This window comes from Desulfovibrio sp. JC022 (assembly GCF_010470665.1).
Classification (GTDB): Bacteria; Desulfobacterota; Desulfovibrionia; order Desulfovibrionales; family Desulfovibrionaceae; genus Maridesulfovibrio.
Window position 1 is genome coordinate 43,348 of sequence record NZ_VOPZ01000012.1, and the last position, 26,467, is coordinate 69,814.

Annotated in this window: 19 protein-coding genes; 7 read left to right on the top strand and 12 right to left on the bottom strand. The window is 47.1% G+C overall.

Annotated features, from left to right (window positions below; all coding sequences use genetic code 11):
• Positions 1–141: 141 nt before the first annotated feature.
• Both FMS18_RS17825 and FMS18_RS17830 read right to left on the bottom strand, forming a co-directional pair.
• Positions 142–735 carry a VPLPA-CTERM sorting domain-containing protein gene (locus FMS18_RS17825; RefSeq protein WP_163296024.1) on the bottom strand — a complete coding sequence of 198 codons (594 nt, stop codon included), beginning with the start codon at positions 733–735 and terminating at the stop codon, positions 142–144.
• Positions 736–1,057: 322 nt separating this feature from the next.
• On the bottom strand, positions 1,058–2,257 hold the full coding sequence (locus FMS18_RS17830; protein ID WP_163296025.1) for an aminopeptidase: 1,200 nt from the start codon (positions 2,255–2,257) through the stop codon (positions 1,058–1,060).
• Positions 2,258–2,609: 352 nt separating this feature from the next.
• On the opposite strand from FMS18_RS17830, the gene FMS18_RS17835 reads away from it, so the two are divergent.
• The 6 genes from FMS18_RS17835 to pgm all read left to right on the top strand — a co-directional run bounded on the left by FMS18_RS17835 (position 2,610) and on the right by pgm (position 7,526).
• Positions 2,610–2,798 (top strand): ferredoxin, encoded by a 189-nt coding sequence (locus tag FMS18_RS17835; RefSeq protein WP_163296026.1) that lies wholly within the window; start codon positions 2,610–2,612, stop codon positions 2,796–2,798.
• A gap of 345 nt (positions 2,799–3,143) precedes the next feature.
• On the top strand, positions 3,144–3,914 hold the full coding sequence (locus FMS18_RS17840) for a YkgJ family cysteine cluster protein (protein ID WP_163296027.1): 771 nt from the start codon (positions 3,144–3,146) through the stop codon (positions 3,912–3,914).
• 10 nt (positions 3,915–3,924) lie between these two features.
• On the top strand, positions 3,925–4,272 hold the full coding sequence (locus tag FMS18_RS17845) for a hypothetical protein (protein WP_163296028.1): 348 nt from the start codon (positions 3,925–3,927) through the stop codon (positions 4,270–4,272).
• A 64-nt stretch (positions 4,273–4,336) separates the two neighbouring features.
• Positions 4,337–4,957, top strand: a complete 621-nt coding sequence (locus FMS18_RS17850; RefSeq protein WP_163296029.1) for a tetratricopeptide repeat protein — start codon at positions 4,337–4,339, stop codon at positions 4,955–4,957.
• 211 nt (positions 4,958–5,168) lie between these two features.
• Positions 5,169–5,615 carry a hypothetical protein gene (locus FMS18_RS17855; RefSeq protein WP_163296030.1) on the top strand — a complete coding sequence of 149 codons (447 nt, stop codon included), beginning with the start codon at positions 5,169–5,171 and terminating at the stop codon, positions 5,613–5,615.
• A gap of 261 nt (positions 5,616–5,876) precedes the next feature.
• Complete coding sequence (gene pgm, locus FMS18_RS17860; RefSeq protein WP_163296031.1) at positions 5,877–7,526, top strand: phosphoglucomutase (alpha-D-glucose-1,6-bisphosphate-dependent); 1,650 nt, start codon at positions 5,877–5,879, stop codon at positions 7,524–7,526.
• 80 nt (positions 7,527–7,606) lie between these two features.
• Here the strand turns inward: pgm and FMS18_RS17865 are convergent, their stop codons facing one another.
• The 8 genes from FMS18_RS17865 to FMS18_RS17900 form a co-directional block, all read right to left on the bottom strand.
• Complete coding sequence (locus tag FMS18_RS17865) at positions 7,607–10,075, bottom strand: response regulator (RefSeq protein ID WP_163296032.1); 2,469 nt, start codon at positions 10,073–10,075, stop codon at positions 7,607–7,609.
• Complete coding sequence (cheB, locus tag FMS18_RS17870; protein ID WP_163296033.1) at positions 10,075–11,142, bottom strand: chemotaxis-specific protein-glutamate methyltransferase CheB; 1,068 nt, start codon at positions 11,140–11,142, stop codon at positions 10,075–10,077. The genes FMS18_RS17865 and cheB overlap by 1 nt, the downstream gene beginning before the upstream one ends.
• Positions 11,143–11,280: 138 nt before the next feature.
• Positions 11,281–13,581, bottom strand: a complete 2,301-nt coding sequence (locus FMS18_RS17875) for a response regulator (protein WP_163296034.1) — start codon at positions 13,579–13,581, stop codon at positions 11,281–11,283.
• A gap of 22 nt (positions 13,582–13,603) precedes the next feature.
• The gene (locus FMS18_RS17880; protein ID WP_163296035.1) at positions 13,604–14,176 is read right to left on the bottom strand and encodes a chemotaxis protein CheW; all 573 of its coding nucleotides are present in this window, start codon (positions 14,174–14,176) and stop codon (positions 13,604–13,606) included.
• Positions 14,177–14,200: 24 nt separating this feature from the next.
• The gene (locus FMS18_RS17885; RefSeq protein WP_163296036.1) at positions 14,201–15,763 is read right to left on the bottom strand and encodes a protein-glutamate O-methyltransferase CheR; all 1,563 of its coding nucleotides are present in this window, start codon (positions 15,761–15,763) and stop codon (positions 14,201–14,203) included.
• On the bottom strand, positions 15,756–16,241 hold the full coding sequence (locus tag FMS18_RS17890) for a chemotaxis protein CheW (RefSeq protein WP_163296037.1): 486 nt from the start codon (positions 16,239–16,241) through the stop codon (positions 15,756–15,758). The genes FMS18_RS17885 and FMS18_RS17890 overlap by 8 nt, the downstream gene beginning before the upstream one ends.
• A 6-nt stretch (positions 16,242–16,247) precedes the next feature.
• Positions 16,248–16,847: a lytic transglycosylase domain-containing protein gene (locus tag FMS18_RS17895; RefSeq protein WP_163296038.1), complete on the bottom strand. Its 600-nt coding sequence runs from the start codon at positions 16,845–16,847 to the stop codon at positions 16,248–16,250.
• Between the two features lie 14 nt (positions 16,848–16,861).
• Complete coding sequence (locus FMS18_RS17900; RefSeq protein WP_239061095.1) at positions 16,862–19,288, bottom strand: tetratricopeptide repeat protein; 2,427 nt, start codon at positions 19,286–19,288, stop codon at positions 16,862–16,864.
• Between the two features lie 384 nt (positions 19,289–19,672).
• Here FMS18_RS17900 and FMS18_RS17905 point away from each other — a divergent pair, with 384 nt between their 5' ends.
• Positions 19,673–21,721, top strand: coding sequence for a chemotaxis protein CheW (locus FMS18_RS17905; protein WP_163296040.1), 2,049 nt, complete (start codon positions 19,673–19,675; stop codon positions 21,719–21,721).
• Here the strand turns inward: FMS18_RS17905 and FMS18_RS17910 are convergent.
• On the bottom strand, positions 21,718–23,337 hold the full coding sequence (locus FMS18_RS17910) for a PrsW family intramembrane metalloprotease (RefSeq protein ID WP_368854185.1): 1,620 nt from the start codon (positions 23,335–23,337) through the stop codon (positions 21,718–21,720). The genes FMS18_RS17905 and FMS18_RS17910 overlap by 4 nt on opposite strands.
• Positions 23,338–23,515: 178 nt before the next feature.
• Complete coding sequence (locus tag FMS18_RS17915) at positions 23,516–26,122, bottom strand: FG-GAP repeat protein (RefSeq protein ID WP_163296042.1); 2,607 nt, start codon at positions 26,120–26,122, stop codon at positions 23,516–23,518.
• Between the last annotated feature and the right edge of the window lie 345 nt (positions 26,123–26,467).

Consider the following 26,467-nt stretch of genomic DNA (forward strand, 5'->3'; position numbering starts at 1 on the left):
CAATTGGACGTATAGCTCAAGCTCCCGAAAAACAGCATCTAACTCCGGCACAATAACTGCCCAAAAAACAAAAAAAACCGGAACCACGACCTTAATTCAGATCACAGCTCCGGTTTAATTCTTTACAATTTAAATGAAAACCTAGAAAAACCTGCGCTTCACAAATCCAACCACACCAAGCCCACCGAGCATGAGAAATGCGGCACCCGGAATGGGGGTCGGGGCAACATTGGAGATATTGGTAACCTTCAAATCTACTGCTGCAACCTGAGTATAGGACCAATTATCTTCCACATTGTAAGCGGCTTCATATACCTGCTGCACAGTTGAACCGATGGCGAGATCTGTAAAACTATCCCCCCAACCATTCATATACACTGATGAATAATCATTTCCAGTGTATGCATAATAATTGTGCTTACCATCCTTCAAGTATGCATTAGTATTGGATCCATAACCATTCAGCGTACCTGAAAACAAAGAACTGTAATAAGATTTATTTACAGTTTTAGTCTTTCCGTTGTTCTGCGTATAGTATCCGGTCCGATCAGTATCGATTTCAATCACATACCTCACAGTATCGCCGATGGATAACCCGGCTGCACTGGCCAACCCGCCACCATCACTGATGGCACCAACAGTACCTTCAAGGGTATAATAATAAGATGAAGCAAAAGCCTGTGCCGGGAGAACAAAAATAACCAGCAAAGCCAGAATGCTTAAAATATTCTTCATTAGGATCACCTCCACCGATTTTCCTAGACTGAAAATAACCTCTGTACAAAATTCAGTCAAGAAATCCCGGAAAAACCGTATCAGGTCTACGGTAAGCCAACCTGTTAATATTTCGAAACTTTAAACATGTGTCAAAAAACACATATAAATATATTATGTATTATCAACAAAAAAACAAGTGCTCATTGCCATAATACCGACAGCTGCCAGCTGCATTTATTTAGTCAAGCAAGGTCAATGCCAGAAACAGATGGCGCAAAAAATCCCGGCTGAAAAACTTCAGCCGGGACTCTGATGCAAACTTCAAAAAATGAAGACTAACTTAAATCTGAAATTCACCAGACTTATAGATGACCACTTCGCTGCCATCTTTTAGCTTAGCATAAACTGTTTTATCCTGTGTATTTACCAGATCCCAATGCAAGGCAGAGGTGTTGTAGCCAAGCTCTTCTTTCATCTGTTCATTCAGTTCGGCCTGATCCCCCGCATAGGTATCAGGGTAGGAAGAACCTACCGCAACATGGCAGTTCCCGAATTCTCCACCGTAGTTCTCATCATAAAGGGTGTTGGCCATAAATTTGTCAATACGGGAAAAGCGACGGTCTGTAAGGGAAAATTCACCAAGCTTGGATGCACCTTCGTCCATTGCCAGCTGCTTTTTAACGAACTCCTCACCTTCCTTGGCACTGACCTCCTTGGCTATGCCATCTTCAAAAACAAGGCGTACGCCTTCAACATAATTACCGGAACGGTAAGAAGGCTGATCCGCGTAATAGACACCGGATGTTCCACGCCAGTCAGGTGAAATAAAAAGTTCAAAGCTGGGAATATTGTGACCGGAAACACCGATCCACTGACGCAATTCGCCATGCTTCACGGTCAGGTCCATATCGTCGGTCACAACACGGTAGGACTCAATACCCAGACCGTTGAGCCAATTTTTAACCTCGGAAGCTTTTTCAAAAACGGAATTCCAGCAGGCAGCCGGATCATCTTCATCAAGATAGCAGGCTTTGACTATCTGGGCAGTGAATTCCTTAATTGTAAGTCCGGCGGATTCAGCAAGCGCCCTTGTGGGGTAAGAACAAAGTGTCCAGCCGAGTTCCCCTTTCTGCTCCTTTTTTTCCATAATATCACGCAGGAACTTGCGGGCAACCGCGCATTTTCCCATGCGGGAAGGTTCAACCCCGGCTAGATGGGTCAGGGACGAAGGAGCCAGCAAAACAATCAAGCCGTTGAGACCTTGGGTAAATTCCTCTTCACCCGGAGCAATATAGCGAAGCTGATCGTCATTGCCGTCGCCGTAGAAACTTCTCTCCATTTCCGGAGTCAGGGTCATTCTGGGCACGGGATTAAGCCCTTCATCAATAAGCCGTTTGAATACAGCTTCAGCAAGAGGCAGAGCTTCCGCTTCATAGCGGACCATGATCAAATCGCCCTTTTCATAAGGCTTTGTACGGGCGGTGGTCAGACCCCACCACAGGGCATCAACATATTTATCGAGCTGTTCATTAGTCAGCATAAAAACTCCTAAAATTATAGCATCAAGTATTGGCAGTTAAAGCCACCTACTAATTCAATGTTCAAGCAATGTCATCCTCTATAGTCTTAAAAAGCACCCTTCTGAATTGAAAATCATAATCTCTGCTTGAAAATCATAATCTAGATAATTAAGATGTTTCTTGTACTTTTTAGTACCTGTGTTCTTGACATGCGGATAGCTTGTGGCTATCCACATTTCAATAGCCCTGAGTCGGGGTCAAAGTCGAACCAAATTCGACCCAATCCTAATTGTTAAAAGACTGCGTAGCCTGTCGGCTTTTGTACGCAGGCTACCAGAGGCTAAAAAATCAATCTTTTTGGAGGGTAACTCTATGAGCTACATTATTACCATTGATAATGACAAATGTAACGGTGACGGCGAATGTGTTGATGTATGTCCTACCGAAGTTTACGAACTTCAGGACGGCAAAGCAGTAGCTGTTAACGAAGACGAATGCCTCGGTTGTGAGTCCTGTATCGAAGTTTGCGAACAGGATGCTATTACCATCGACGAGCAGTAGAAAATTCTTCATTAGCGAAGTTTACAAGGCGGGAATCAGGGTCTAGCCCAGATTCCCGCCTGCTCTTTAATTAAGGGTCAGCGAACATACATTGTTCATTGGACCAGCCTGCCGGAGCCGGATTTCTTTTTCTCCTCCCCTTCTCCTTTCCCCTTTTTTATGCGCCATCCCCGGCATGCTCTCTGTGCCGACTTATGAAACCGCCGTGCGGGTCCGGTTTCAAAAAAATCAGTAATTATTTTCACGCAGACGATTGACTGCTGAACAATAAGACTTAGTTTATACGAGCTTACGCGGACATATCCGCCAAGACTCTGAACATATTTTTTTTACGGAGGTTTTGCTTTGGAGTTCAAAGAAATTTTTAAAAAATATGAAGATCTTGTTGCTGAAGTGGACAAGACTTTCAATAAGATATCCGAACAGACTGAAGACGGTATCAAGTGTGCCAAGGGATGCAGCGACTGTTGCCACGCCCTCTTCGATCTGACTCTTGTGGAAGCGATCTACATCAACCGCAAGTTCAACGAAATTTACAGCGGCATGGAACGCTCTGAGATCATGCATGAAGCAGATGTTTCGGATAGACACATCCATAAGATCAAAAGAAGAGCTTTCAAAGCCAGCCAGTCCGGAGCCTCCACAACAGAAATCCTCAAGGAAGTATCCCTTGCAAGGGTTAAATGTCCGCTCCTGAAGGAAAGCAACCTCTGTGCACTCTATGATTTCAGGCCCCTGACCTGTCGCATCTACGGTGTTCCCATGAACATCGGCGGACAGGCCCATTCCTGCCAAAAATCAGGTTTCACCCCGGGTAAGGCTTACCCCACCATCAATATGGACACATTGCAGTCCAAACTGATGCAGCTCAGCGAAGAACTTGCTGCTTCCATCAACTCTTCCCTTAAGGAACTGCCTGAAGTGCTTGTTCCTGTTTCCATGGCTCTGGTTACCGAATACACAGCGGAATACCTCGGCGCCAACACCGGAAAGAAAGAGGAAGCCCCGGCGGAAAAAGCAGCTCCTTCCGAAGAATGCGGAACCTGCGACAAGGACAAATCCGCATGTGCCACCTGCAACTACTCTGTTGAACTCGGCGCAATGCCCGAGAATTAGGAGATTAAAAGTGGGCACCCTTACTCCGGAAGAGTTGGAAGAACAAAAAAAGTACATGTACGAAAAACTTTCGCCGCGCAGGCGCAGGTTTGTCGACAAAATCGGTTATGACGAGTGGGAACCATTCGCAAAGCCTTTCGATCCCATTGACCTTCGACAGGACATTACCGGACGAACCTCACAGCAGTTATGCGAAGAGTTCATCAGGGATGTCCATGTAAGCCGTAACTCGGAATACGCTCAGGCTGCCGCCGAGTTCGGAGTAATGCTGGTTATGAACTTTGAAAAAGTTCGCCCCATTTTCGACTTTTGCGTCTGGTACGATGAGTTGCTGAAAAAAGAAGGCAAGAATCCTTAGCCCTAATTTCGCAGTTAACCGCCAACAAAGACAAACTTTTTTGTAAATATAAGAGGTTTTTTCCATGCAGAAATTTGACAATATCGACGACTACATCGAAGATCTTAAAAAGAAAAAAGAAGCCAGCCCCACCTGTAGTAACACCCGCTACAACCTTGGTGTTGCACACCTCTCCAAAAGAGAGTTCATGGAAGCTGAGCGTGAATTCCTCGTAGCTATCGACGAATCCCCCAAAATGGCGGAAGCATACGTGCAGCTCGGCGGTATCGCCATGCAGCGCGGCGACCTTGAAGGCTGCCTGCGCTACAACATTACCGCTACCCAGCAGCGTCCTTTCTTCGCAGTACCCTGGGGCAACATAGGGTATGTTTACATGGAACAGGGCGAAACCGACAAGGCAATCAAAGCCCTGAAACGCGCCATCAAATACGATCCCAACTTTGTGCAGGCTCTCTCCACCCTCGGTGCTGCATACTTTAACGAAGGCGAAGTCGACGACTGCATCGAAGTCTGTGAAAAAGCCCTCAAACTTGCAGACAACTTCGGTCCGGCTTGGAACAACCTCGCCCTCTGCTACACTGAAAAAGAAGATTACAAAAAAGCAGTCGAATGCGTAGACAAAGCCGTTGAAACCGGTTTTGACGTATCTGATGATTTCCTCAAGGAACTTGAAGAACATCGCTAGAAGCTTTTTGAAACAGCATTTAAAAGCTCCCCGGTCATTATGACCGGGGAGCTTTTGTTTTTTAGGGCTCTAAAATCAAGCTGATACTTACTCTCGTAAACAGCAATAAATTATGCTAACGTTGCAGAAAAGAAATTGAATGAGAAAAATACGGCATGCTGAACACGCCTGCCACCTGCGACACATTCCCTAACTGCACAACCGGATTCATATGCATAACGCAGCTGACTTACTTACTTTCAGTGGCATTGTCTGCTTTCTGATCGCCATTCTGCACATAGTGATAATTATTGTCGGCCCTAAAGCCTACCGCTACTTCGGTGCCGGCGAGGACCTAAGCTCCCTTGCGGAAAAACACTCACCTATTCCCCCGCTACTGACCGTATTCATTGCAACTATAATAGCAGCCTTCGGGCTTTACGCTTTTTCTGGAGCCGGAAAATTTGCAAGAATGCCCATGCTCGGCCCTGTGCTGATAATTATCGGCAGTATCTTCAGTATCAGGGGATTAATCCTGCCTGTACAACTTTTCAACCTGCTCAAAAATCCCCACAAGACCGAGACAAAGGAAATCTTCTTTTCCATAATTGCCCTGCTGACCGGATTCTGTCTTTTATACGGAACATTCCTGAACCGGGATTTTATATTCCTTCCTTAAACTGCCATATTACAACTCTCGTGCTCCGACGAATTAAAATAACTCACCTTTGAGAACAGCTTTTCAGACGCTTAAATTATAAACAAAACAACAGCGATATCTGCCGAGAATTATGGACAAAGGGATAAGCAACCTGTTAATTAAGGCAAAAGGATTCCTGTTTTGAAGCAGGTTACAATCAGCTTAAAAAGAACTGATAACTATTGTATTTTTATATTTCTTTGATATTCTTCATCGGTACACATTAATTCGGAGGATTAAATGGCACTTAGCAAACTAGCAGGACAACCGGCACCGGCCGAGATCCTTGAAAACATCCCCAGACTCGTATCAGCATACTACACCGTTAAACCAGATCCTTCCGTTGACTCTCATCTTGTAGCCTTCGGAACCTCCGGGCACAGAGGCTCGGCCCTTGACGGTTCCTTTAACGAAGCCCACATTTTCGCAATAGCACAGGCCATCAGCGAATACAGAAAATCCATGGGTTACACAGGCCCGCTCTTCATGGGCAAAGACCCGCATGCCCTTTCTGAACCGGCCCAGATTTCAGCATTGGAAGTTTTTGCTGCCAACGGCGTTACCGTGTTGCTCAATGACAAGGGCTACACCCCCACCCCGGCAATTTCTCACGCCATCCTCGCCTACAACAAAGGCAGGAAGGACGGCTTTGCAGACGGCGTGGTCATCACCCCGTCACACAACCCTCCGCGCGACGGAGGTTTCAAATACAATCCGCCCAGTGCCGGACCTGCCGGAACACGTATCACAAGCACCATCCAGAACCGGGCTAATGAGATTCTCAAAAACGGCCTGAAGGATGTTAAGCGTATTCCGTTCAATCGTGCTCTGGCTGCTGACACCACTCAGGAATTCGATTTCACCACCCCGTATATAAACGACCTCGAAAACATCGTCGACATGCAGGCCATTGCGTCTGCCGGCCTGAGCATCGGAGTTGATCCACTCGGTGGGGCCGCTATTGATTTCTGGGAACCCATTGCCGAGAAATACGGCCTGAACATGAGTGTGGTGAATAAAAAAATCGACCCGGCCTACGCATTCATGCATGTGGATAAGGACGGCAAGATCCGCATGGACTGCTCCTCACCATACGCCATGGCCGGACTCATCGAACTGAAAGATAAGTATGATATTTCATTCTCCAACGACCCGGACACCGACAGGCACGGCATTGTCACCAAAAGCCGCGGCCTGATGAACCCAAACCACTATCTGGCCGTTGCCATTGAATATCTTTACAAGCACAGGCCGCAATGGAGTGAAAAACTAACCGTCGGTAAAACCCTTGTTTCCAGCTCCATGATCAACAGAGTGGCAAAATCAATCAACCGCCCGCTCATGGAAGTCCCGGTCGGTTTCAAATGGTTTGTGGACCCGCTTCTGGACGGCACCTGCGGTTTCGGTGGCGAAGAAAGTGCCGGTGCATCTTTCCTCAGAAAAGACGGGACAGTATGGACTACCGACAAAGACGGTATCATCATGAACCTGCTGGCTGCGGAAATCACCGCCATCACCGAGCAGGACCCCGGTGAACATTACACCACCCTGGAAAAACAGTTCGGGCATCCGGTCTACAAACGTATCGATACCCCGGCTACTGAAGAACAGAAAAAAGCATTCAGTATTCTGACCCCGGACATGGTCAAGGCTAAAACCCTTGCAGGTGAAACAATTGAAGAACGCCTCACCGCCGCCCCCGGCAACGGTGAAGCCATCGGCGGCCTCAAGATTGTGACTGAAAACGGCTGGTTCGCTGCCCGTCCTTCAGGAACAGAATCAATTTACAAAATCTACGCTGAATCCTTCAAGGGACTGGCTCATCTTGTAGCCATTCAGGAAGAAGCGGGCAAAATAGTTAATGCCGCCTTTGAAGTTGCATTGAAATAAAATTCATTCCACTAGACATAAAAAAGAGCGGTAGGCATAATGCGTACCGCTCTTTTTTATGATCAAAAATTAAAAAGAGGCTAATCAGTCAGCTTTTTACACACCATGGCAGCCTCATCTTCAAATCTGGCGAGTAACTCTTCAACAGCTTGAGAATCTTCTTTTATCAATGCCTTTTCCAGCAAGACGGCTGCATCACGGGCACGGGGGGCACAAATAGCCGCACAACTGCTTTTAAGGGTATGGACTATCCTTCTGGCAACAGAATCCTTATTGCTTTCACGGGCTTCCTTGAAATTTTCAATATCACCAGCCACATCACTCATGAACATACCGCACAATTCATTATACAATGAACTGTCCCCCTGATACATGGCTTGCGCTTTCTCAGGGTCAATTACTTTGCTGGACAAAGGAACAGATTCCTGCACAGATACGGAAACTCTGGAACGCTCGTTCATTGTCCTTAAAATTACTTCCCGCAAAGCAACATACTGCACCGGCTTGGCAATATAATCATTCATTCCGGACTTGGCACACCTGTCCTTAACACCCGCCATGGCATGGGCGGACATTGCCACAATGGGAACATTGCGAACAGAATCCCCGGCTTTACCGTCACGAATACACCGTGAAGCATTAAAGCCATCCATTTCAGGCATCTCCAGATCCATAAGCACAAGATCCACATCAATTCCTGAAAGCATACTGACAGCTTCCAGACCGTTGGAGGCCACCTCCACGGAATGTCCCATCTTCTCAAGCAGGCTGGTAGCCACAAGCACGTTGATGGGATTATCCTCAACCAGAAGAATTGAATATACGGCAGAAGCAGCTGAGACATTAGCAAAAGGCTCAGCAGGGCTATCATATGCAAGTCTGCTGGAATCCCCATATTTGAGAACCACCTGAAAAGTAAAAACACTGCCGTATCCCTCGGAACTCTTAACTCCGATACGACCGCCCATCAGTTCCACAAGCTCGCGTGAAATAGCAAGGCCCAGCCCGGTTCCACCGAACTTGCGGGTAGTGGAGTCATCGGCCTGCCGAAAACTCTTGAAAACTATTTCCTGTTTCTCGTCAGGAATTCCGACCCCGGTATCACGCACAGAAACCTGAATCACAGCTTCGCCGGCATCTTTACGGTCTTCAAGTTTACTGACCTGAACAAAAACACCGCCATATTCGGTAAATTTAATGGAATTGCCGATCAGGTTGTACAAGATCTGCTTCAACCTGCCCTGATCACCACAGACCGCAACGGGCACATCTGCACCAACCTCAATACTCAGAGCCAAACCCTTGTCTTTGGCCTGCTGTTCCATACTTCTGACCACATCCCGCATAGCTTCGCCCAGACTGAAATCAATCTCTTCCAGCGTAAGCATGCGGGCCTCAACCTTGGAGAGGTCGAGAATATCATTAATAAGGGTCAACAACTGGTCAGCGGAAATTTTCACCAACTCAAGATCTTCAGTCTGCTTTGCAGAAAGCTCTGAACGCAGGGTAAGGTCAGTCATACCGATTATGGCATTAAGAGGGGTACGGATTTCATGACTCATGGAAGCCAGAAAACGAGACTTGAAGCGGTTGGCCTTTTCAGCTGCATCACGGGCTTCGATGAGCTCCCGCTCCATCTCCTTGCGCTCGGTAATCTCAATAAAAGAAGCCACTGCCCCGCCGGACTCCCCCTGCATGGGGGTTACTTCCAGCAAATACCAGCATGGCTTACCATTTTGCTCAAATGAATATTCATAGGAAAATTTTTTGCTCTTTCCATCCACCACAGAATGGACCCCGGCAACCAATTCGGTAAGGGAACCGCGTAAGCAGCCCGAAGAAAATATTGCATCCTTAAAATCAAGACCGCCCAGAGCTTCCTCACTGGTGCCGGGTGTGAAAATACCCCGCCACGATTCATTGGCAGCGATGATCTTCATATTCGTGTCCAGCACAGCAATTTTTGCAGACATAGAAGCCAGCACAGAACTCAGCTGTTCTTCACGGGCAAGCAATTTACGATTGGCGATATCAAGCTGGCGAGATTGCAGGAGCGTATTTTCATAGGTCGCAAGCAACAAATGAAAAACCTGACTGAAATCAGCCTTGAGAACATGCTTGACCCCCTGAAATTCAAAATCCACTTCTTGTTCAGTGGAACTTTCCGCATCAAAATATTTATGCTTGAGAACCGACTCTATACGGGCGAGCAGAAAACCTTCGTCATAAGGTTTGGTTACGAAATTTGTTGCCCCGCTCTTTAGGCCCCTGATAATATCTCCAGGCTCGGAAAGACTGGTCAGCAAGATCACCGGAACATCATTGTAACGGGAGTTCATCCTGATTTTTTCACACAGCTCGTACCCGTCCATACCGGGCATAACCACATCGCTGATAACCAGATCAACTTCTTTTTCTTCAAGAAACTGGAGGGCATTTTCGCCGCTGGACACAAGGGAAACCTTAAATCCCTTTTCGAATAGGATATATTCCAGCTTAACCGCCTGGGTGAGGCTGTCCTCCACGACCAGAATATGATTTCTTTCCACTATTTATCCTCCAGCAATCCCAAAAAAATCCTGCAAAGCTCACCACCAATACTGTCGAGTGGCAAAACAGAAACGGCACCGCCGATTTTAACCGCCTCTCCGGGCATACCGAAAACAATTGAGCTTTCTTCGTCCTGCGCGATAGTGTAGCCACCATTGCGTCTTATCTCAAGCAACCCGTCCGCACCGTCCCGGCCCATCCCGGTTAACAAAACCCCAACGGCAGAGCGTCCCAGATTGCGGGCAACTGAATTGAAAAGCACCGAAGCTGAGGGTTTAATACCATTAACATTGGGCGCGTCCGTAAGAACAATACGTCTTTTGGGTGAAATTTCCGTATGAACGCCTTCAGGGGCGAAATAAATCACTCCCGGCTTCAATTCATCATCATGGGAAGCAATTCTAATATCATGGCCGGTATGATTCTTCAGCCAGTTGGCCATACCTTTAGTGAAACCGTCTGACATATGCTGAACAATAAGTATGGGAACCGGAAAGCCTTGCGGCAACGACATAAGAATTTGTTTAATTGCCTGCGGACCTCCGGTGGAAGCACCGATACAAACAATTTTCCCCTTGCCGGTCAACGATTCCGAGCGAGAAGCAACTTTGTCCGGAACAACTTTTTCGTTAATAGCTTCCCTTCTGAAACGGGTCTTACGGCGGACCACCCTAACCTCGGACATCAAGCGTACCGAGAGGATGATATCCTGCATCTGCTCTTCGAAATTCTCACTCTTCAAGGCCGGCTTATTATGAAAAGCAAGGGCACCGGTATCAATAAGGCGAAACCCGATTTCAGCATCCGAGGCCCGGTAAATGGCACTTACAATCACAATAGGGACCGGATTATCTTCCATAATCATCCGGGTAACCCGAAATCCGTCGCAATCGGGGAGATTCACATCCATGGTGACCACGTCCGGTTTAAGATCCCGGACCATGCGCAAAGCAGAGTAGCCGTCCTCGGCACAGCCGACCACTTCAAAATCATCCTCGCGCTTAAACATCTCCGCAAACAATGTGCGTACAGATGCCGAGTCATCCACTATCAGAACCTTAATCACTTACTTCCAACTCCATTCAATCCCAGCCAGAACATCCACATACGGATGTATCCCCTACACTCTAATTATCCCACATGCAAACTTACCACTGTTATCCATCAAATAAATACCCCACTACCCTGAATTTAATAGCAAAACTTAACCCGCAAGCCGATCGATAACCTCTAATAGATTCCCTTGATCAAAACTGGATTTAATAATGTAGGCATCTGCTCCGGCTTCAACTCCGCGTTCACGGTCCTCGGCAGAACCGAGTGAGGTCACTAAAATAATAGGCAAATTGGCACAGCTGTCTATACTGCGGACCTTTGAAGTCAGGGTAAATCCGTCCATCTGCGGCATTTCCACATCGGAAACAAGTACATCCGGCAACGACGATTCTATTTTCTGCAAGGCATCAAGACCGTTAACAGCTGTAACCACGTTATACCCGGCTGCTTCCAGAACATTTTTGAGCAGCATACGCGAAGTGATGGAATCCTCAGCAACAAGTACTGTTTTAAGTTCCTTGATTCCCTGCCTGTGCACAACTGAACGTACCCGCCCTTCAGCATGCATTCCCAGTGCGGTACGAGCCATATCCGGTGTATGCAGAATGGGTACGAGTTCACCGGAACCGAGCATGGAAAAACCGGAAACATTGCGAACCCTTTTCAGCAATGGACCCATGCTTTTAGCCATCACATCCTGTTCGCCGGACAAACCGTCTACACTTATAGCAACAGCCTTACGCCCCTTACCGGCAATCAGAACGGGAAAAGCACCATCCTGATTTTCCTTACTTTCCAACTCAAGAATTTCGGCAAGGCTAATCAGAGGAAGAGGTCTGCCGAAAACAAAAACCGTCTCCTTGCCTCCGACTGAAGCAATATCATCCTGCCGGACCAGCATGACCTTACGCACGCCTGATTTAGGCACGACAAAACTTTTTTCACCGGATTCAACAACAATCCCCCTGAATGATGTCAGGGCAACCGGGATATTCAAAACAATCCGAAATCCCTTACCTTCCGGACTGGCAACCACAATACTGCCGCCAAGGGATTCAACCTTGTCGCGGACAATGGCCATACCCAATCCACGCCCGGAAATATCAGTTATGATCTTGCTGCTGGACATGCCGGATATAAACACCAATTCCAGTGCGGAACGGCGGTCCATATTTTCCGCATCGTCCGCTGAAATAATACCGCTATTAACCGCAACTGCTTTCAAACGTTCAAGGTCAATACCCCGGCCATCATCACCGTAGACAATCTTGACCACGTCCCGGTCGCTCTGGGTAATGGAAAAAAATATCCGCCCTACAGGGTCCTTGTCCTGAGCAATCCTATCTTCCCTGCTCTCAATGCCGTGATCAATGGAATTGCGCAGCATATGCATGAGCGGATCATGAAGCATTTCAAGGATTCTGCGATCAATACGCACATTTTCCCCGCTGCTTTCCATACGGCATTCCTTGCCCTGCTCCATGCTCAAAGTACGGACCATCCGCGGAAAGACGTCCAGCAAGGATGAAAACGGCAACAGCATCGAATTTTTAAAATCACCAAGCAGGGAATCAATTTTGGAAGTAAGATCCCGCTCTGCTTTACGGGCCAAAACACCCAGCGCGCTGAATCTTCTGGAAAAATCATCCAATTTTTTGCCCATCACTAAATTCTGCTTAAGCTCTTCACCGGATAATGATGCAACATGCCCCTCATTGGAGCCATGATAAAAACTCGTAAAATCAGCAAGCAGCTTATCAAGCTCTGAAATTTCCTGAATCCTGCTTCGCTGTGCATTTCGTGACGAAATAAGTTCTTCTGTCTGCAAAAGAAGTCCGGTCAGAAACGATGAGCTAACCCGGACACTATCGCCCATGGCAGCCGGATTTGTACCACTGTCATGCTTAATGAGCTCAGCATCATTCTGCTCAAATTCACCGAAATCACTTTCCGTGTCATGACCTTCAACATTATCTTCAGCCTCCGACAGAGCATCAACCTGTGTTGAAAGATCATCCACCCCATCAATCAACTGCGGTGAATCCACCACTTCCTGCATCCGTGAAATAGCCAGCATAACGGCAGGAGATGCTTTAGCCTCCACGGAATCATCTTCCTCGCGGAGCATATCTTCCAACAGATCAAGCCAGCCAAGCATCATGGAGCAGGTCTTGCCTGAAGGGACCAACTGCAATTGTTTCAGCACGGAAAAAAAAGATTCAAATGCCTGACAAAACTCCTCAACCACCCCAAGTCCGACTGCCCTGGCTGCACCTTTGAGACTATGCAATTCGCGATATGAAGACTCAATGACTGCGGCAAGGTCCTCGCTGCCGCATCCTTTTTCCAATTGCAAAAAATCAGAAGAAAGCACCCGCATACGCTCAGAACTTTCCCCCCTGAATGCGGCCAGCAGCCTATTCTTGAGATCACCGTCAATCATGGGCATATCAACTTCTCCGTGTTCTCCGTTAAGACAGGCGGTTACTGCCTACAAATTCATTGACCATGAAAGACTCTTCACGCAGTAACGCCGCACCGTTTAGAACTGTCTTGCGGTCAGCGGTAACTCCGACACAAAAGCTGGCAAGGCGATTTTCGCCATCAGGCAAAGACTTGATCTCATCACCGGAGACAGAAATAACCCCGAGGATCTCATCCACCGCAACACCGAATTCAGATTCATCGTCCGCCAACAGAATCACGCCGGGATTCTCCGATTCAATGCTTTCTCCGGTCCTAAAAAAAGCACACAAATCAATTACAGCCCAAAGGTGTCCGCGCACACTCATTAGCCCAAGATGAAAATCAGGGGTGCAAGGAACGGATACAATCTCTTCCGGAATCATAACTTCTTTGACCGCAGACGCATCAAAACCATAGCTGTTGGGGCCCATGCGAAAAAACACATAGTCCCGTGCACCGGACTTTTTATCAAGCCCGTCAGTCTCATCGGAAATTTTCAGAGCCAGCTTTTCCGCTCTCTTGCGAAGAAGCTCCCGGTCACTTTCCCGTTTGAAATAATCCAAGGTATTACTTTCCATTATCCCACCTCTGGTCAAATTCCGCTAAGTCAGGTTCTTCTGAACCAGCTGCACCATTTCCATCAGCCGCCCGGCAGTTATACTGTCAGAACAGGGGACAGGCTCTTCCTGATCCATTTTTTTCAACTGCTGCATGGAGATACGAAAATGTCTCAAAGCTCCGTTATTATCGCCGCTATCCATATATATATTCCCGAGCAGCACATGCGCCATGATAAATTCACTTTCCAGAAAAACAGCATTACGCATATGGGCAAGCCCCTTCTCCCGTTCTCCCTGTTGCAGGGCTATCTGCCCGAGCAAAAAATGAGCACACGGAGAAACACGGTCCAATTCAAGAGCCTTAGCACACCACAAGGCAGCTTCATCCGCCAGACCCGAATCCGCTTTGATCCCGGCAATTCCTAAAAGTGCGGCCGCCTTGGTCTCAGGGGGATAATCCTGCTCAACCATTTTCTTATACAAACAGACGGCCCCGGCAGTATCACCCTGCTCACGCAAATCAGCAGCCTGCGCAACTAAATTTTCCCCATCATTAAATTCAGCCAGAAGAATTAATGGCTCAGGCTCGACCCTATCCCTCAAAAAGTCTGAATCTTCAGCCCTGAAATCAATTTCAGCCGCAGCGGTCTTAGGTTGCGGTTCAAAATCAAATTGATCATCCAGATCGGCAACAGGAAAAACCGGAGAGTTTGAAAAATCTTCTACTTCCTGAAATTTTGAATCATCAAAAAGCAACGGACACTGAGGCTCGTAATCTTCATTTTTACGGTAAAAAAGAATCCCATCAAAATTGACAGGCTCGAATTTGCCGTAACAGCTAAGCAACCCGGATTCGCTGGGTGTGGCCACAAGCCAGCCTCCGGGAGTAAGGCAATCCCAGATTTTATCCAGTACGGCATTCACTCCATCAGAGGCAAAATACATGAGGACATTACGACAAAGAACTACATCCATATCTTTCAAAGAAGAAGGGACGGACGCATCCATAAGGTTCAAACGGGAAAGGTTGACCATCCGTTTTATGGACGGTTCAAGCAGATATGAGTTGGAGCCGACTTTGCGGAAAAAAATATCCTTGAATCCCGTATCCTCAGAACGGAACGACCATTTACGATAACACCCCTCACGCGCTTTGATCAGGGCCTTGCTGTCTATATCCGTACCGAAAATCTCAGCATGAACACCTGTCCGGCGGCAGATCATGGCCAGGGTATACGGCTCTTCCCCGGTAGCACAGGCAGTGGACCAGACCCTGACGGCACCGTTAAGTCCGCTCCCCTTACCGTTTAATTTACGCAGGATTTCATATTCAAGAATTCTGAGTGCGTTGCTATCTCGAAAGAAAAATGTCTCGCCGATGGTTAACCGGTTGATGAATTGTTCCAGATCCTTATTTTCCACTGTGGGGGAAAGAATGTAATCAAGGCATTCAGCAGCAGTTGAAAATGAAGAGTCTTCCCGATGAAAACGGAGTACTGCGGTACGCAGATCCTTCCATCTCTCAGAGGCGAAATTCAGGCCGAACCTTTCACGGACCATAGCCGCAAGTTCGCCAATCCTCTCTTCAGTCAAGAAATTACTCATCAACTGCGACATCCTCCTCTTCACTCATGGCAGCAATAGCCGCAAGCAGGCTACGTTCCTGATCAGGATCAAGCAGTTCGCTCATATCCTGCACCAGAACCACATCAGCACCAAGTCCTGCAAATGACTTCAAAAGGGAAATTCCAGGCCAGATTTCATCTGCATCGCGTGCCACATCACTATCAATTCCCACGACATCACCGATGCGATCCGCAAGCAAAGCCATGGGCCGTCCGTTGGCTGTGCTGAAAACAAGTCTGTCACTGAGGATGATATCGCGCTCCTCACCACCTATCCTGCCCCGCAAGCCGAGCACCGGGATAACTTCGCCGCCTCGGTTGACGACCCCCAAAACCGGAGCGGGAGCATCAGGCACCGGAGTAAGCATTACCGCACGCTCAACCCGGTCAACAGCATCGGAAGGCAAGGCGAACTTACAGGAATCAACCTCAAAAATAACGTATTCATTATTCGTCATAAAAATTTACTTCCCGCGTGCAGATTGTTCCATCAGCTCATTGTATTTCTTCATCACCTTAACGGCATAAGCCCGCGAACGCCCCGGAAGATTCTTGGGCGAACCGGTATGATAGGCACCGATGGCCCGCCAGTTGTAGCCATACCGATCAAGGCAATAACGCAATATCCATGCCCCCAGCCGCAAATTTTCTTCCGGCTCAAGTGCCTCGGCAGGACTAAGCTCAAATTTCCTGATCCAGTATGAATTTACCTGCATCAGTCCCACATCATAACTCCTGCCCCTGTATTTCTCAATGATGGCAAGAGCTTCCTCGCGAGAGGAAGGATACACGCTCCGCCCTTCAATATTCAAGGCCCACGGATTGTAGCCGCTCTCATGGTCCGCAATAGCGTTCAGAATTTCCGGGTGCAGGGAAAATTCCTCGGCAACCTGTCCGAAAAGCGGAGGAACCGGAACCCGTTCGCGATCCGCAACCTTTATCCGCTGCTGAACCTCACGCCGTTGCGAAGGCGAGAACTCCCGTTCCACATCAAAGGGAATGATCATACGGAACACGATAGCCCCGCTGAGGATGAGATACAAGGCAACAATAAATCTGGTCATTAACGGTCAACAGCCTAAAATCTGGATCTTACCTGTTCGGCTTCATCAAACTTTTCCTGCACTTCAAGGGCCTTTGCCAGAGTCTCCCAAAACTGATCTTTTGCAGGCTTAAGAGCAGCACTCTGACGGGCCAGAACTTCTGCGACCTGCGGATCTTCTCCGCTTTCTAAATAGATACGGGCCAGCATATTCATGGCTGCGGCATCGTTATGGTTTGCATTCAGGGCTTGATGCAGATATTCGCGAGCCTTATCCATATCCTTACGGACATAGGAGATACGGGCCAGATGACGCATACTCAAAGCATCCCCGCCCTTAAGTTTGGCAGCCTTGAGATAATATTGTTCAGCCTCGTCCAGCCCCGTGTCCTGCTCGGAAAGTACGCCGAGTCGCACGAGGGAAAAGACATTTTCCGGCTCCAGTTCAAGACACTTCTCATAGGCCGCGCGAGCCTTGTCCATACTGCCCAGCATCTGGCAGGTCCAACCGAGGTTGTACAAGGCCATGATGTTCTTGGGTGTGATATCGAGAACTTCCTCAAACTGCTTGCGGGCCTGCTCCGGCTTACCCACCTGCGCGTAACAGATACCAAGCGAGTTACGGGCGAGAATGTTGTCCGGGTCAGCCAGCAGAGCGAGACGGAATTCCTCGATTGCACCGTAAATATCACCATCCACGTAAAAGCGGTCAGCGGAAATATTCAGTGAAACTGAATCAAACTGGGCCACCATGGGCTTTTCCAGCATGAGAGAATGATCAAGACCCTTGCGACAGTTATCAAGAATTTCACTGCGCCGGTAATTTAGGAAAGGAAAGGAAGCCACCCCGGCTCCCAGCTCGATTTCAAAATCATCTGAACACTCACGCACCAGACGCAAAATATTTTCCATCACCGCATCGGATTCCCCGTCCGGGAAAAAGTAGATCAAGCTGTTCAGGCTGTATCGCCCGCCCATGCAGGACTCATCAAAGAACGTCTCCGCCCTTGAGGCCACTTTCTGAACCTGCGCATCGGTGAGCTTCTGAAAATTACCGCCCTGCTCCGCCGGATTAGCAACAAGGCGCAGCACAGCCACAGAAAATTTATCCAGATTCTGGCGCATGCGGCTGTAGCGTCCGATGAATTCCTTATAGCTGTACAACCCGGTAACCATATCCCGCTGCGGGGAAGCATTGGCTTCCGGGCCGGCCTGCGCATCAAAAAAACTATCTTTTTCATTAAGCAGAGTCAGACGATCACCCTCGGTGACGGGCCATGCCGGATCGCTCAGATGCAGGATTTCCGCAAAGGCGATTTCTTCCTGCACCTCGATGATAACCACCTCAGCCTTATACATGGTCGGGTAAGTACCGGAAATACGTTCATCTTCAGTAAGACGGGCCTGTGTGCCCGCCTGATAGTCCGGGGACCAAACCAGAAAACGCGCACCTTCACGGGCATCAACGCTCTGCCCGATGGACAGGGCCAGACGCTGCAAAGGCAGCACTTCCAAAACCTTAGCACCCTTTTGAAGGATATCGGAATAAGCGAAAACGCAGTTACGCCCGAAATCCTTGGCAGTTGCTACGGCTTTGGCGGCTTTGCGCATAAGGATACGGGCCTGCTCGTCTGCGGAACGCTTGAAATGAGGACCGGAAAGAGACTGCGGATAATTGGCGTATCCGGCACTGACACTGATTTTGATCACATCCCCGGTAACCGGATCTTCAACCGGAAAACTTTCCACCAGCGCACGCAATTCTTCAGCCAGCTTAGCACAAGCCTTGGGCCGTCCGTCCGGGATCAGAAAAGCAAACTTGTCATCGAAAATACGGGCACAGATTACGGACTCGACCACCACCTCATTAATACGCGCGGCAAGGTCGGCAATAATGTTATCGCCCAATCCGTAGCCGTAACGGTCATTGATACGCTGAAAATAATCCATATCAAGGACAACCACCCCCACAGAACCGCTAAAAGTAGGGATACCGGGGTCCTTGCATCCGCCGGTAGTAGGCATCATGCAGTTCTGGATCAGATCCAGCTCTTTATTCAGCTTGGACATGAAATAATCGCGAGTCGCCATACCGGTCAGTCGGTCGGTGATGGAACCTTTATAAAGTAGAATTTTTTCCAGCGAACAGGCAGCCAATGCCTCAAGGTAGGGCGGCAAAGCTTCCGGGGCTTCCAGTTCCACACCTCTGGCGATAAAATAGCAGAGATCACGCCCGCGCAAGCGCAAGGGCAGCATAAGCTGGGCTTCCTCGGCATTGTAGCGGGCCTCAAGCTTAGCCCGAAACTGCCCCTTGGGCGGCTTGGGAAAGTAAAGGCTGTAGGATTCGAAAGGCAGGAATTCCTGAATGAGATCCTTAAGGGTGTGCTCGTAGAGGATCAAATCCTGCGGGGAAAGACTGATTCCGGCGGTGAAGAGGTTATCCTTGTTCATAAGCAGGGACATAACCCGCATGCGGATTCAAGACAAGCGGGGAGTTAGAGACAGACTGATTAATTAGGCTTTAAGAAACAATCTCCCTATTTTTTACCAATTACACATTTTTGTAAATCAAGCTAAACATCTTTAGTAACTAAATACACAATTGAAATATTTTACATTATATCTTAAAGCATTCTCCACTTTTTTTTCCATTCATCCTTTCTCATATTTTTCTTATTTCTACTGCTCTACCAATCTTTAAATACAACTTTGAATTGAAATAATGATTCAAACGCACCCTCTTGCACACAATTTGCAACATATAACCATAAAAGACAGTTTTGCAGCTTGAATTTACACAATTTTGCAAAACAACTCACAAAAAAAATCCTTCAAAACGAGCCTTCCATGAATTCTACACTTATTGAAAAACACTCGAAACAGCTTCTGCAAGTAATGCCCAACACCTCCAACTGCATGTCCAGACTGACCCGGCTGGACAGACAGTGGACCATGGCTACCATGACCGGAAAAATCAATTGCAGCCGAATTGCGCAGACACTCATTGATTTTATTATCAAAACTCAAGAAAACTTTTCCGGTCTCAAACAAAACCTGATTGAAATCCTGATTAAAGAAAACACCCATAAAGTGGTTCAGGAGATATCCGCAGCCGCGCAGGTCGTCATCGACATCCTTAAACGAAATCTCTTTGAAAGAACTGCCGATGTTGGCTTTCTGGCAACTGATGATGACTTAGTCCGCTTTCTGTCCAATCCGGAAAGGACTCACCAGGATGTATCTATAATCGAAGACAGACTCCGCGAGTACAGAGATAAGTACACAGTATACAATGAGATTATCATACTGGACACTGACGGCTATGTCTGTGCCCACCTTGATCCCACAAACAAGATCACAACTTCGACAGACCCGCTTATCGCCGAAACGCTTGAGGCCGCAGACTACGTAGAAACATACAGAAAAAGCGATTTAGCACTGAACACAGGAGAAGTCCTGATATACTCTCAGGCTATCAAGTCACCGGACACAGGGGGATGCCTTGGCGTACTGTGCCTTATTTTTGATTTTGCCGGTGAAATGAACGGAATTTTCGAACACCTGAGTGAGTTATCCAAAGATACAATCCTGATTGTGCTGGATGAACGGGGTTATGCTATTGCTTCCAGCGATACTGATTCAGTTCCCACAAATAAAAGACTCAGCATGAATCTGGATCAAGATTTTCAAATTATCAACATAAACAAAACCACATACCTTTCTAAGACGGTGAAGACCAAAGGATATCAGGGATTCTTCGGCTTACCTTGGTATGGACATGTCCTGAAAAAACTGGACACCGCCTTCAGCCACAGCAGCGACAATTCCTTCAACGCTGCCGCCATCAGAGATAAAGCCCACTTTTCAGGACGGCTGACCCATGTGGAAGATGCTTCAGAAAACGTGCTCTCGGACCTTGAACTGGTAGTTCAGAACGGCGAAATCATGGCTGCCAAGAAATGCATTGAACCAAACCTTGTTGAGCAGATGGAAGGGCGCGCACTCCCCCACATTCTCAACGAAATTAAAAAAATCGGAGATCAGGTCCAAAATGTTTTTCAGTATTCCACTGACGAACTCCTGCAACTTGTTACCTCTTCAAGACTGCACGATACCCAGTTTCTTGCCCAGCTCGCTATCGATATTATGGATCGCAACCTCTACGAACGAGCCAACGATTGCCGCTGGTGGGCACTGACTTCCGACTTCAAACTCATCCTTGCAAAACAAACCATAGATGAAAACGACCGTGACCGGATGCGTAAGATTCTGGGCTACATAAACAGTCTCTACACAGTCTACACCAACCTGTTCATCTACGACAGATCGGGGAAGATACTGGCCTGCTCCAATCCCGGTGAATATAACAAGGAAGGTCGGATATTAAACACAGGCTACGTGGGCCAAACAATCAGAATTACAGATTCGCAGCTCTACTGCGTTTCCGACTTCTTCAAGACGGATCTCTATGCCACAGACGGGAAGGAGCGTTACACTTACATATATAATGCATCCATCACCTCACACGAGGATTCATCCCATGTACTGGGCGGCATCGGTATTGTTTTTGATTCGGAACCGGAATTTGAAGCAATGTTGACCGACGTCTTGCCGCAGGACGGACAGGGCCGGATAATTGAAGGTGCTGAAGGAATGTTTGTTGAGCCGAATGGAAAACTGATTGCCAGCACCAATCCTGATCGCAATCCGGGTGAAACCATAAATCTGGATCATGATTTCACCCAGCTCACCGAAGGAGAATCCAGCGTAAAATTGATCGAGGAAGACGGCTCGCTCTACGCTATCGGCTGTGCGCATTCATCCGGATACCGAGAATACAAGCGGGATGGTGACTATAAAAATGATGTACTTTGTATTGTGCGGGTGCTCATTTAAGACGAACGTCCGCACCAGTAGCCGTGGCGGTAATAATAAATACGGTGTCCAATCAAAGCCCCCGTGCCCCGGACAACAACAAGTGCCACCTGTAATGAATCCATAAAACCCAACCATCGGGAAGCAGTATAAATAATTATAATTTCTGCTACCCAGACAAGAAAAGAAGCTCCCCAGATATCATGCCACAGGAACCAGAATTCCGGCATAATCAATCCGCCCCAACAAATGAGCGGGCCACGCTCAACCGGCGCATGGAGAACTTTAGGAGTCCTTCCGCCTTCAAGGGGATAGATCAGGAAACGGAAAAATGAATCTTTCAGGCTTAGTTTTACCCTAGGGCGGGGAGCACGTTTTACGGGTTCATCCCGTAGGTCCGGATCACCCGTCAGAACAACATCTTCCACTACTTCTGTTACTGATTCCACTTCAGGATCAGCGTTGCTGAATTCAAATTGCTCACCAACAACCTCCGGTCCGGGCAGGCAACTGACAGCTTGAAATTCCTGCTGCCTTCGCACAGCAGATTTCTCCACACTTTCAAAAGTAAATTGCGGAGGTCGAAGCGCGGACCGGATTATTCCAGGAGCAGCGTTAATCGTATCCAGCGTGAATTTTTCCAGCACATCATTTAATTTATCGAGATCAAAATAAGCGATTTTCTTTTCATCAGAAATATAGTTCCCATCGTATAGTACTGAAAAAGCGGCTTTGCTGTTATCCGCCGGCCAGTAATATTTACTGAGCTTACGAAAAGTAGAACCGAACCTACGAAAAATAAGGAAAAGAGATTTCTTCCGGGTAAGATAAAATTCACAGGAGGGGCATTTCTGCACACTAATACCATCTACGTTGTAAGTAAGCTTACTGCTTTTGTCCCCGCAATTCACACACTCGAGACCCTCCTCTTCCGCAGGGTTTTCAAACTCCTTCACAAAATCCTTAAAACTAGTCCTATTCGGAGAAACTGCGGCACAATATCCGGCAAGCGAAAGGGACCATCCATGACTCATATAGATAATGAAGAACATGAAAATAGAACTTAAATCTTCAAAAATAATCAAGTCATACAACCCGTGGGCCAAAACGGCATAGAGAAATGCTATAACCAACAACCCCCAGCCAATTTTGTTTTTAAGCAGCGAATAAACAGCAAGTCCCATAAACAGGCTGAAACTTATATGCATTGGAGTAGAAAGCAATAAGCGTAGCACCATTGTAACATATGGCTGTTCACTTTCGGCTACGTAAAAATAGTTTTCAATCACAGCAAAACCGAGCGCGACACAAGCCATATAAATCATGCCGTCAGTCGGTTCATTTATTTCCTTCCGAACAAAAATCAAACACAGAACCATAGCGATGAGCTTCGAAATCTCCTCCACCGGCCCAATAACAAAGAGAGAGCCAAATCCATTTTTGATCTCACTGATACCGAACGACTCAAGCCAGATATACAAAAATATAGCCAGACAAAATGAAACACCCCCACCGACAACGGTAACAAGAGCCATTTTACCGAAAGGTTCTTTCTCGTGAACGTCATATGATTGCAGGAAACGAATATAGAAAAAGCCGGATACAAAGGACAAAAGAAGGAGAAGATAAGCACTCATAATGATCAACCAGTAAAGTTACACACAGTAAAAACAAACAAAAAACGCCAGACTGTGAACCGACTACCTTAAAACAAAAACAATAGCTATGCTTAATAAACATATTTCACTTCACGTTTTATTGGCATAGCTCCTCCCCAAAAAACGGTAATTTTAAGCACCGCCCTTAATATAATGATTACTTTCTCCTAAACCGCAGAAATATGCCCATCAGAGCAACCAACAATAGTGCTGCCAATTCTACAGAGCTATCTACATTGGGATTAAAAACGCAACCACAAGCGGCAACCCTACCAGGAACCACAGGGTCGGTAACTCTACCCACCACGGGATTAGAGTCATACTCCCCGTTATCCTTCACTGAATAATTCACGGTATATACCTGCCCGCCGGTCAGGACCGCGCTCTGGGGAAGATACTGCCCGCTGTTGGCTTCGTCCGTAAGCCAGAAATACCCCTCCTCGGATGGAGTTTTATCAGGGCTGTAAATAAATGTTTTGCTGGGCTTATCAGAAAAAAGTTTGGCAAGAGTCAGATAGCCAACCGCACGTTCTCCAAGACTTGAACTATTGAAGCAAAAGTAAGCGACCTTACCGTAAGTTACCGTGGCATTAAATTCATAAATTTGTGAACCGAGCATTGCGTCCAATTGTACAGAACGGTATTCATCTTCGATCTCTTCTTTGGTACGCACCAGCTTGGCATTAGAATTTATTGCCACCGTAGTTCCGGATGGCTGAACCGATGCAGGAGCAATAATTTTATCCCTAGCGATAGGTATTGAAAATACATAGACTGCTCCAGCACCATTCTTACCAATTTCATTTTTTTCATCGGCCCCTACAAGAGCAAGCTCCCCGGAGACCGCTACACAATTGCCAAACTTAGCTTCCGTTTCTGTATCATCCCCATCTGTATCAGTACGCGCAGTAAGCTTCTTAACTATACCCCAGTTATTCGCACCACCCTGATCTTTGGAAAAGACATAAGCTGCACCAGCTTCATTTTTACCAGACTCATCTTTACCGTCTGCCCCCACAACAACAAGATCACCGGAAATTGATACGCTGCTGCCAAAATATCCACTTACCTCTGTATCATCCCCATCACTATCGTTACGCGCAGTTAATTTCCTAACTATGCCCCAATTGCTCGCACCGCCCTGATCCATATAGAAAACATAGGCTGCTCCGGCACTGCCTTTACCGGAGGCTTCTTTATGATGTGCACCAATGAGAGCAATATCACCGGAAATAGATACGCTCCATCCAAAGTAAGCATATGCTTCAGTATCACCCAAATCAGCTTCAGTGCGTGCGGTCAATTTTTTTGCAATGCCCCAGTTATCGTCACCACCCGCATTCTTTGAAAAAACATAGGCTGCCCCGGCATTGGTATCACCTGATTCATCCTTAAAAGTAGCTGCCACAAGAAGAAGATCACCGCTGGCAGATACGACACGTCCGAAATAGGCATCCGCTTCGGTATCACCCACATCAGCATCGGTACGCGCGGTCAGCTTCTTAACTATACCCCAATTATTGGTACCGCCCTGATCTTTGGAAAAGACATAGACTGCTCCGGCATTATTCGCACCGGGTTCATTCTTGGAATAAGCTCCGACAAAAACAATATCCCCGGAAATGGATACACTACAGCCAAAGTATGCATTAAGCTCCGTATCATCCCCATCAGCATCGGTACGAGCAGTAAGTTTCTTAACTATACCCCAATTATCCGCTCCGCCCTGATTCCGCGAAAATATATAAACAGATCCGGCATCATCTTTCCCCGGTTCATTTTTCCAATAAGCTCCCACAACAGCACAATCACCGGAAATCGAGACACTATAGCCGAAACGGGAATTCGCTTCCGTATCATCCACATCAGCTTCAGTGCGAGCAGTCAGTTTCTTTACTATGCCCCAATTGTTCGCACCGCCTTGATCCCTATAAAAAATATAGGCTGCCCCAGCTGCACCTTTGCCTGATTCATCCTTACTCTGTGCCCCTATCAAGGCAACATCACCATAAACTGATATCTCGTTCCCGAAATACGCGTTTGCTTCGGTATCATCCGCCCCGGCATCGGTGAGTGCAGTCAACTTATTTTCGATGGAAACAGTGGGATCAACAGTTATGGGATAAACGGCACTGCGGTCATCAACGGACCAGACAAGACGCCCGCCCGCAACGGACATGGAACAGACAAGTTGATTTTCGGATGCATCCCAGGCCTTGATGCCTGAATAATTAAGGGAGTTGTCACCAGCAAAAACAATATCGTTCCCGTTCTGTTCAGGCCTGAGATTACCGGAAACAGCAAAGGAGAATTGAAGAGGACCATCGCCAACAGGCCTCTGCTCAAGCAGCAAACCATGCTCAAAAGAGGAGCCGTGGTTAATATACCATTCGGTCAGTCCTTTTTGCTCAAAATTAAGTTGAGCACCCACGGTCCTTAAGCTCGGGGTACCTGATTTTTGCATCGAACCTTTACGTCCGAAGCCCTCAAGATTTAGCGCAAACCAGCTATCCCCGTTTTTGAAACGGACATTATTTGCGTCCGCACGAAATCTCAAACCATCTACTGTTGCAGCTGTTACTATTCCAGCAGTAGACATTTCAAATTGTTTAAGTTCATCACTCAGGCTACGCTGTATTTTGGAAGTCACGTCCGCTGGAACATTGCTCAACTCAATTGCTTTAGAAGCAATGACTGGAGTAACATCGGCATTGGCAACTGCGGCATTACGGAACAAGGGCAAAACGAGTAAACAGAAAAGCAATATACATATCCAAAAGACCTTCATAGCCAACCCCTTACAAAAGAAGCATCTACATTCCGCAGCACATACATCATGAATGATTATCAAATACGCAAATCTTTCAAAACAAATTATGGCATACAACTAAAAAACCAACATAATTAACCAAAATCCGACACTGAAATTTATCAATTAATTGAAATTACGTGCAAGTCAACATAATTATATTCAAAATACAAAAACACAGAGCGCAATAATAACAGATATTATACAGTCACAAAATCTGCTGACCCAATGGAGAGCAGTACACGAACAAATGTCCCGGGATCCCTAAACTATATCGACAACAATTTCCCCACCATGCTA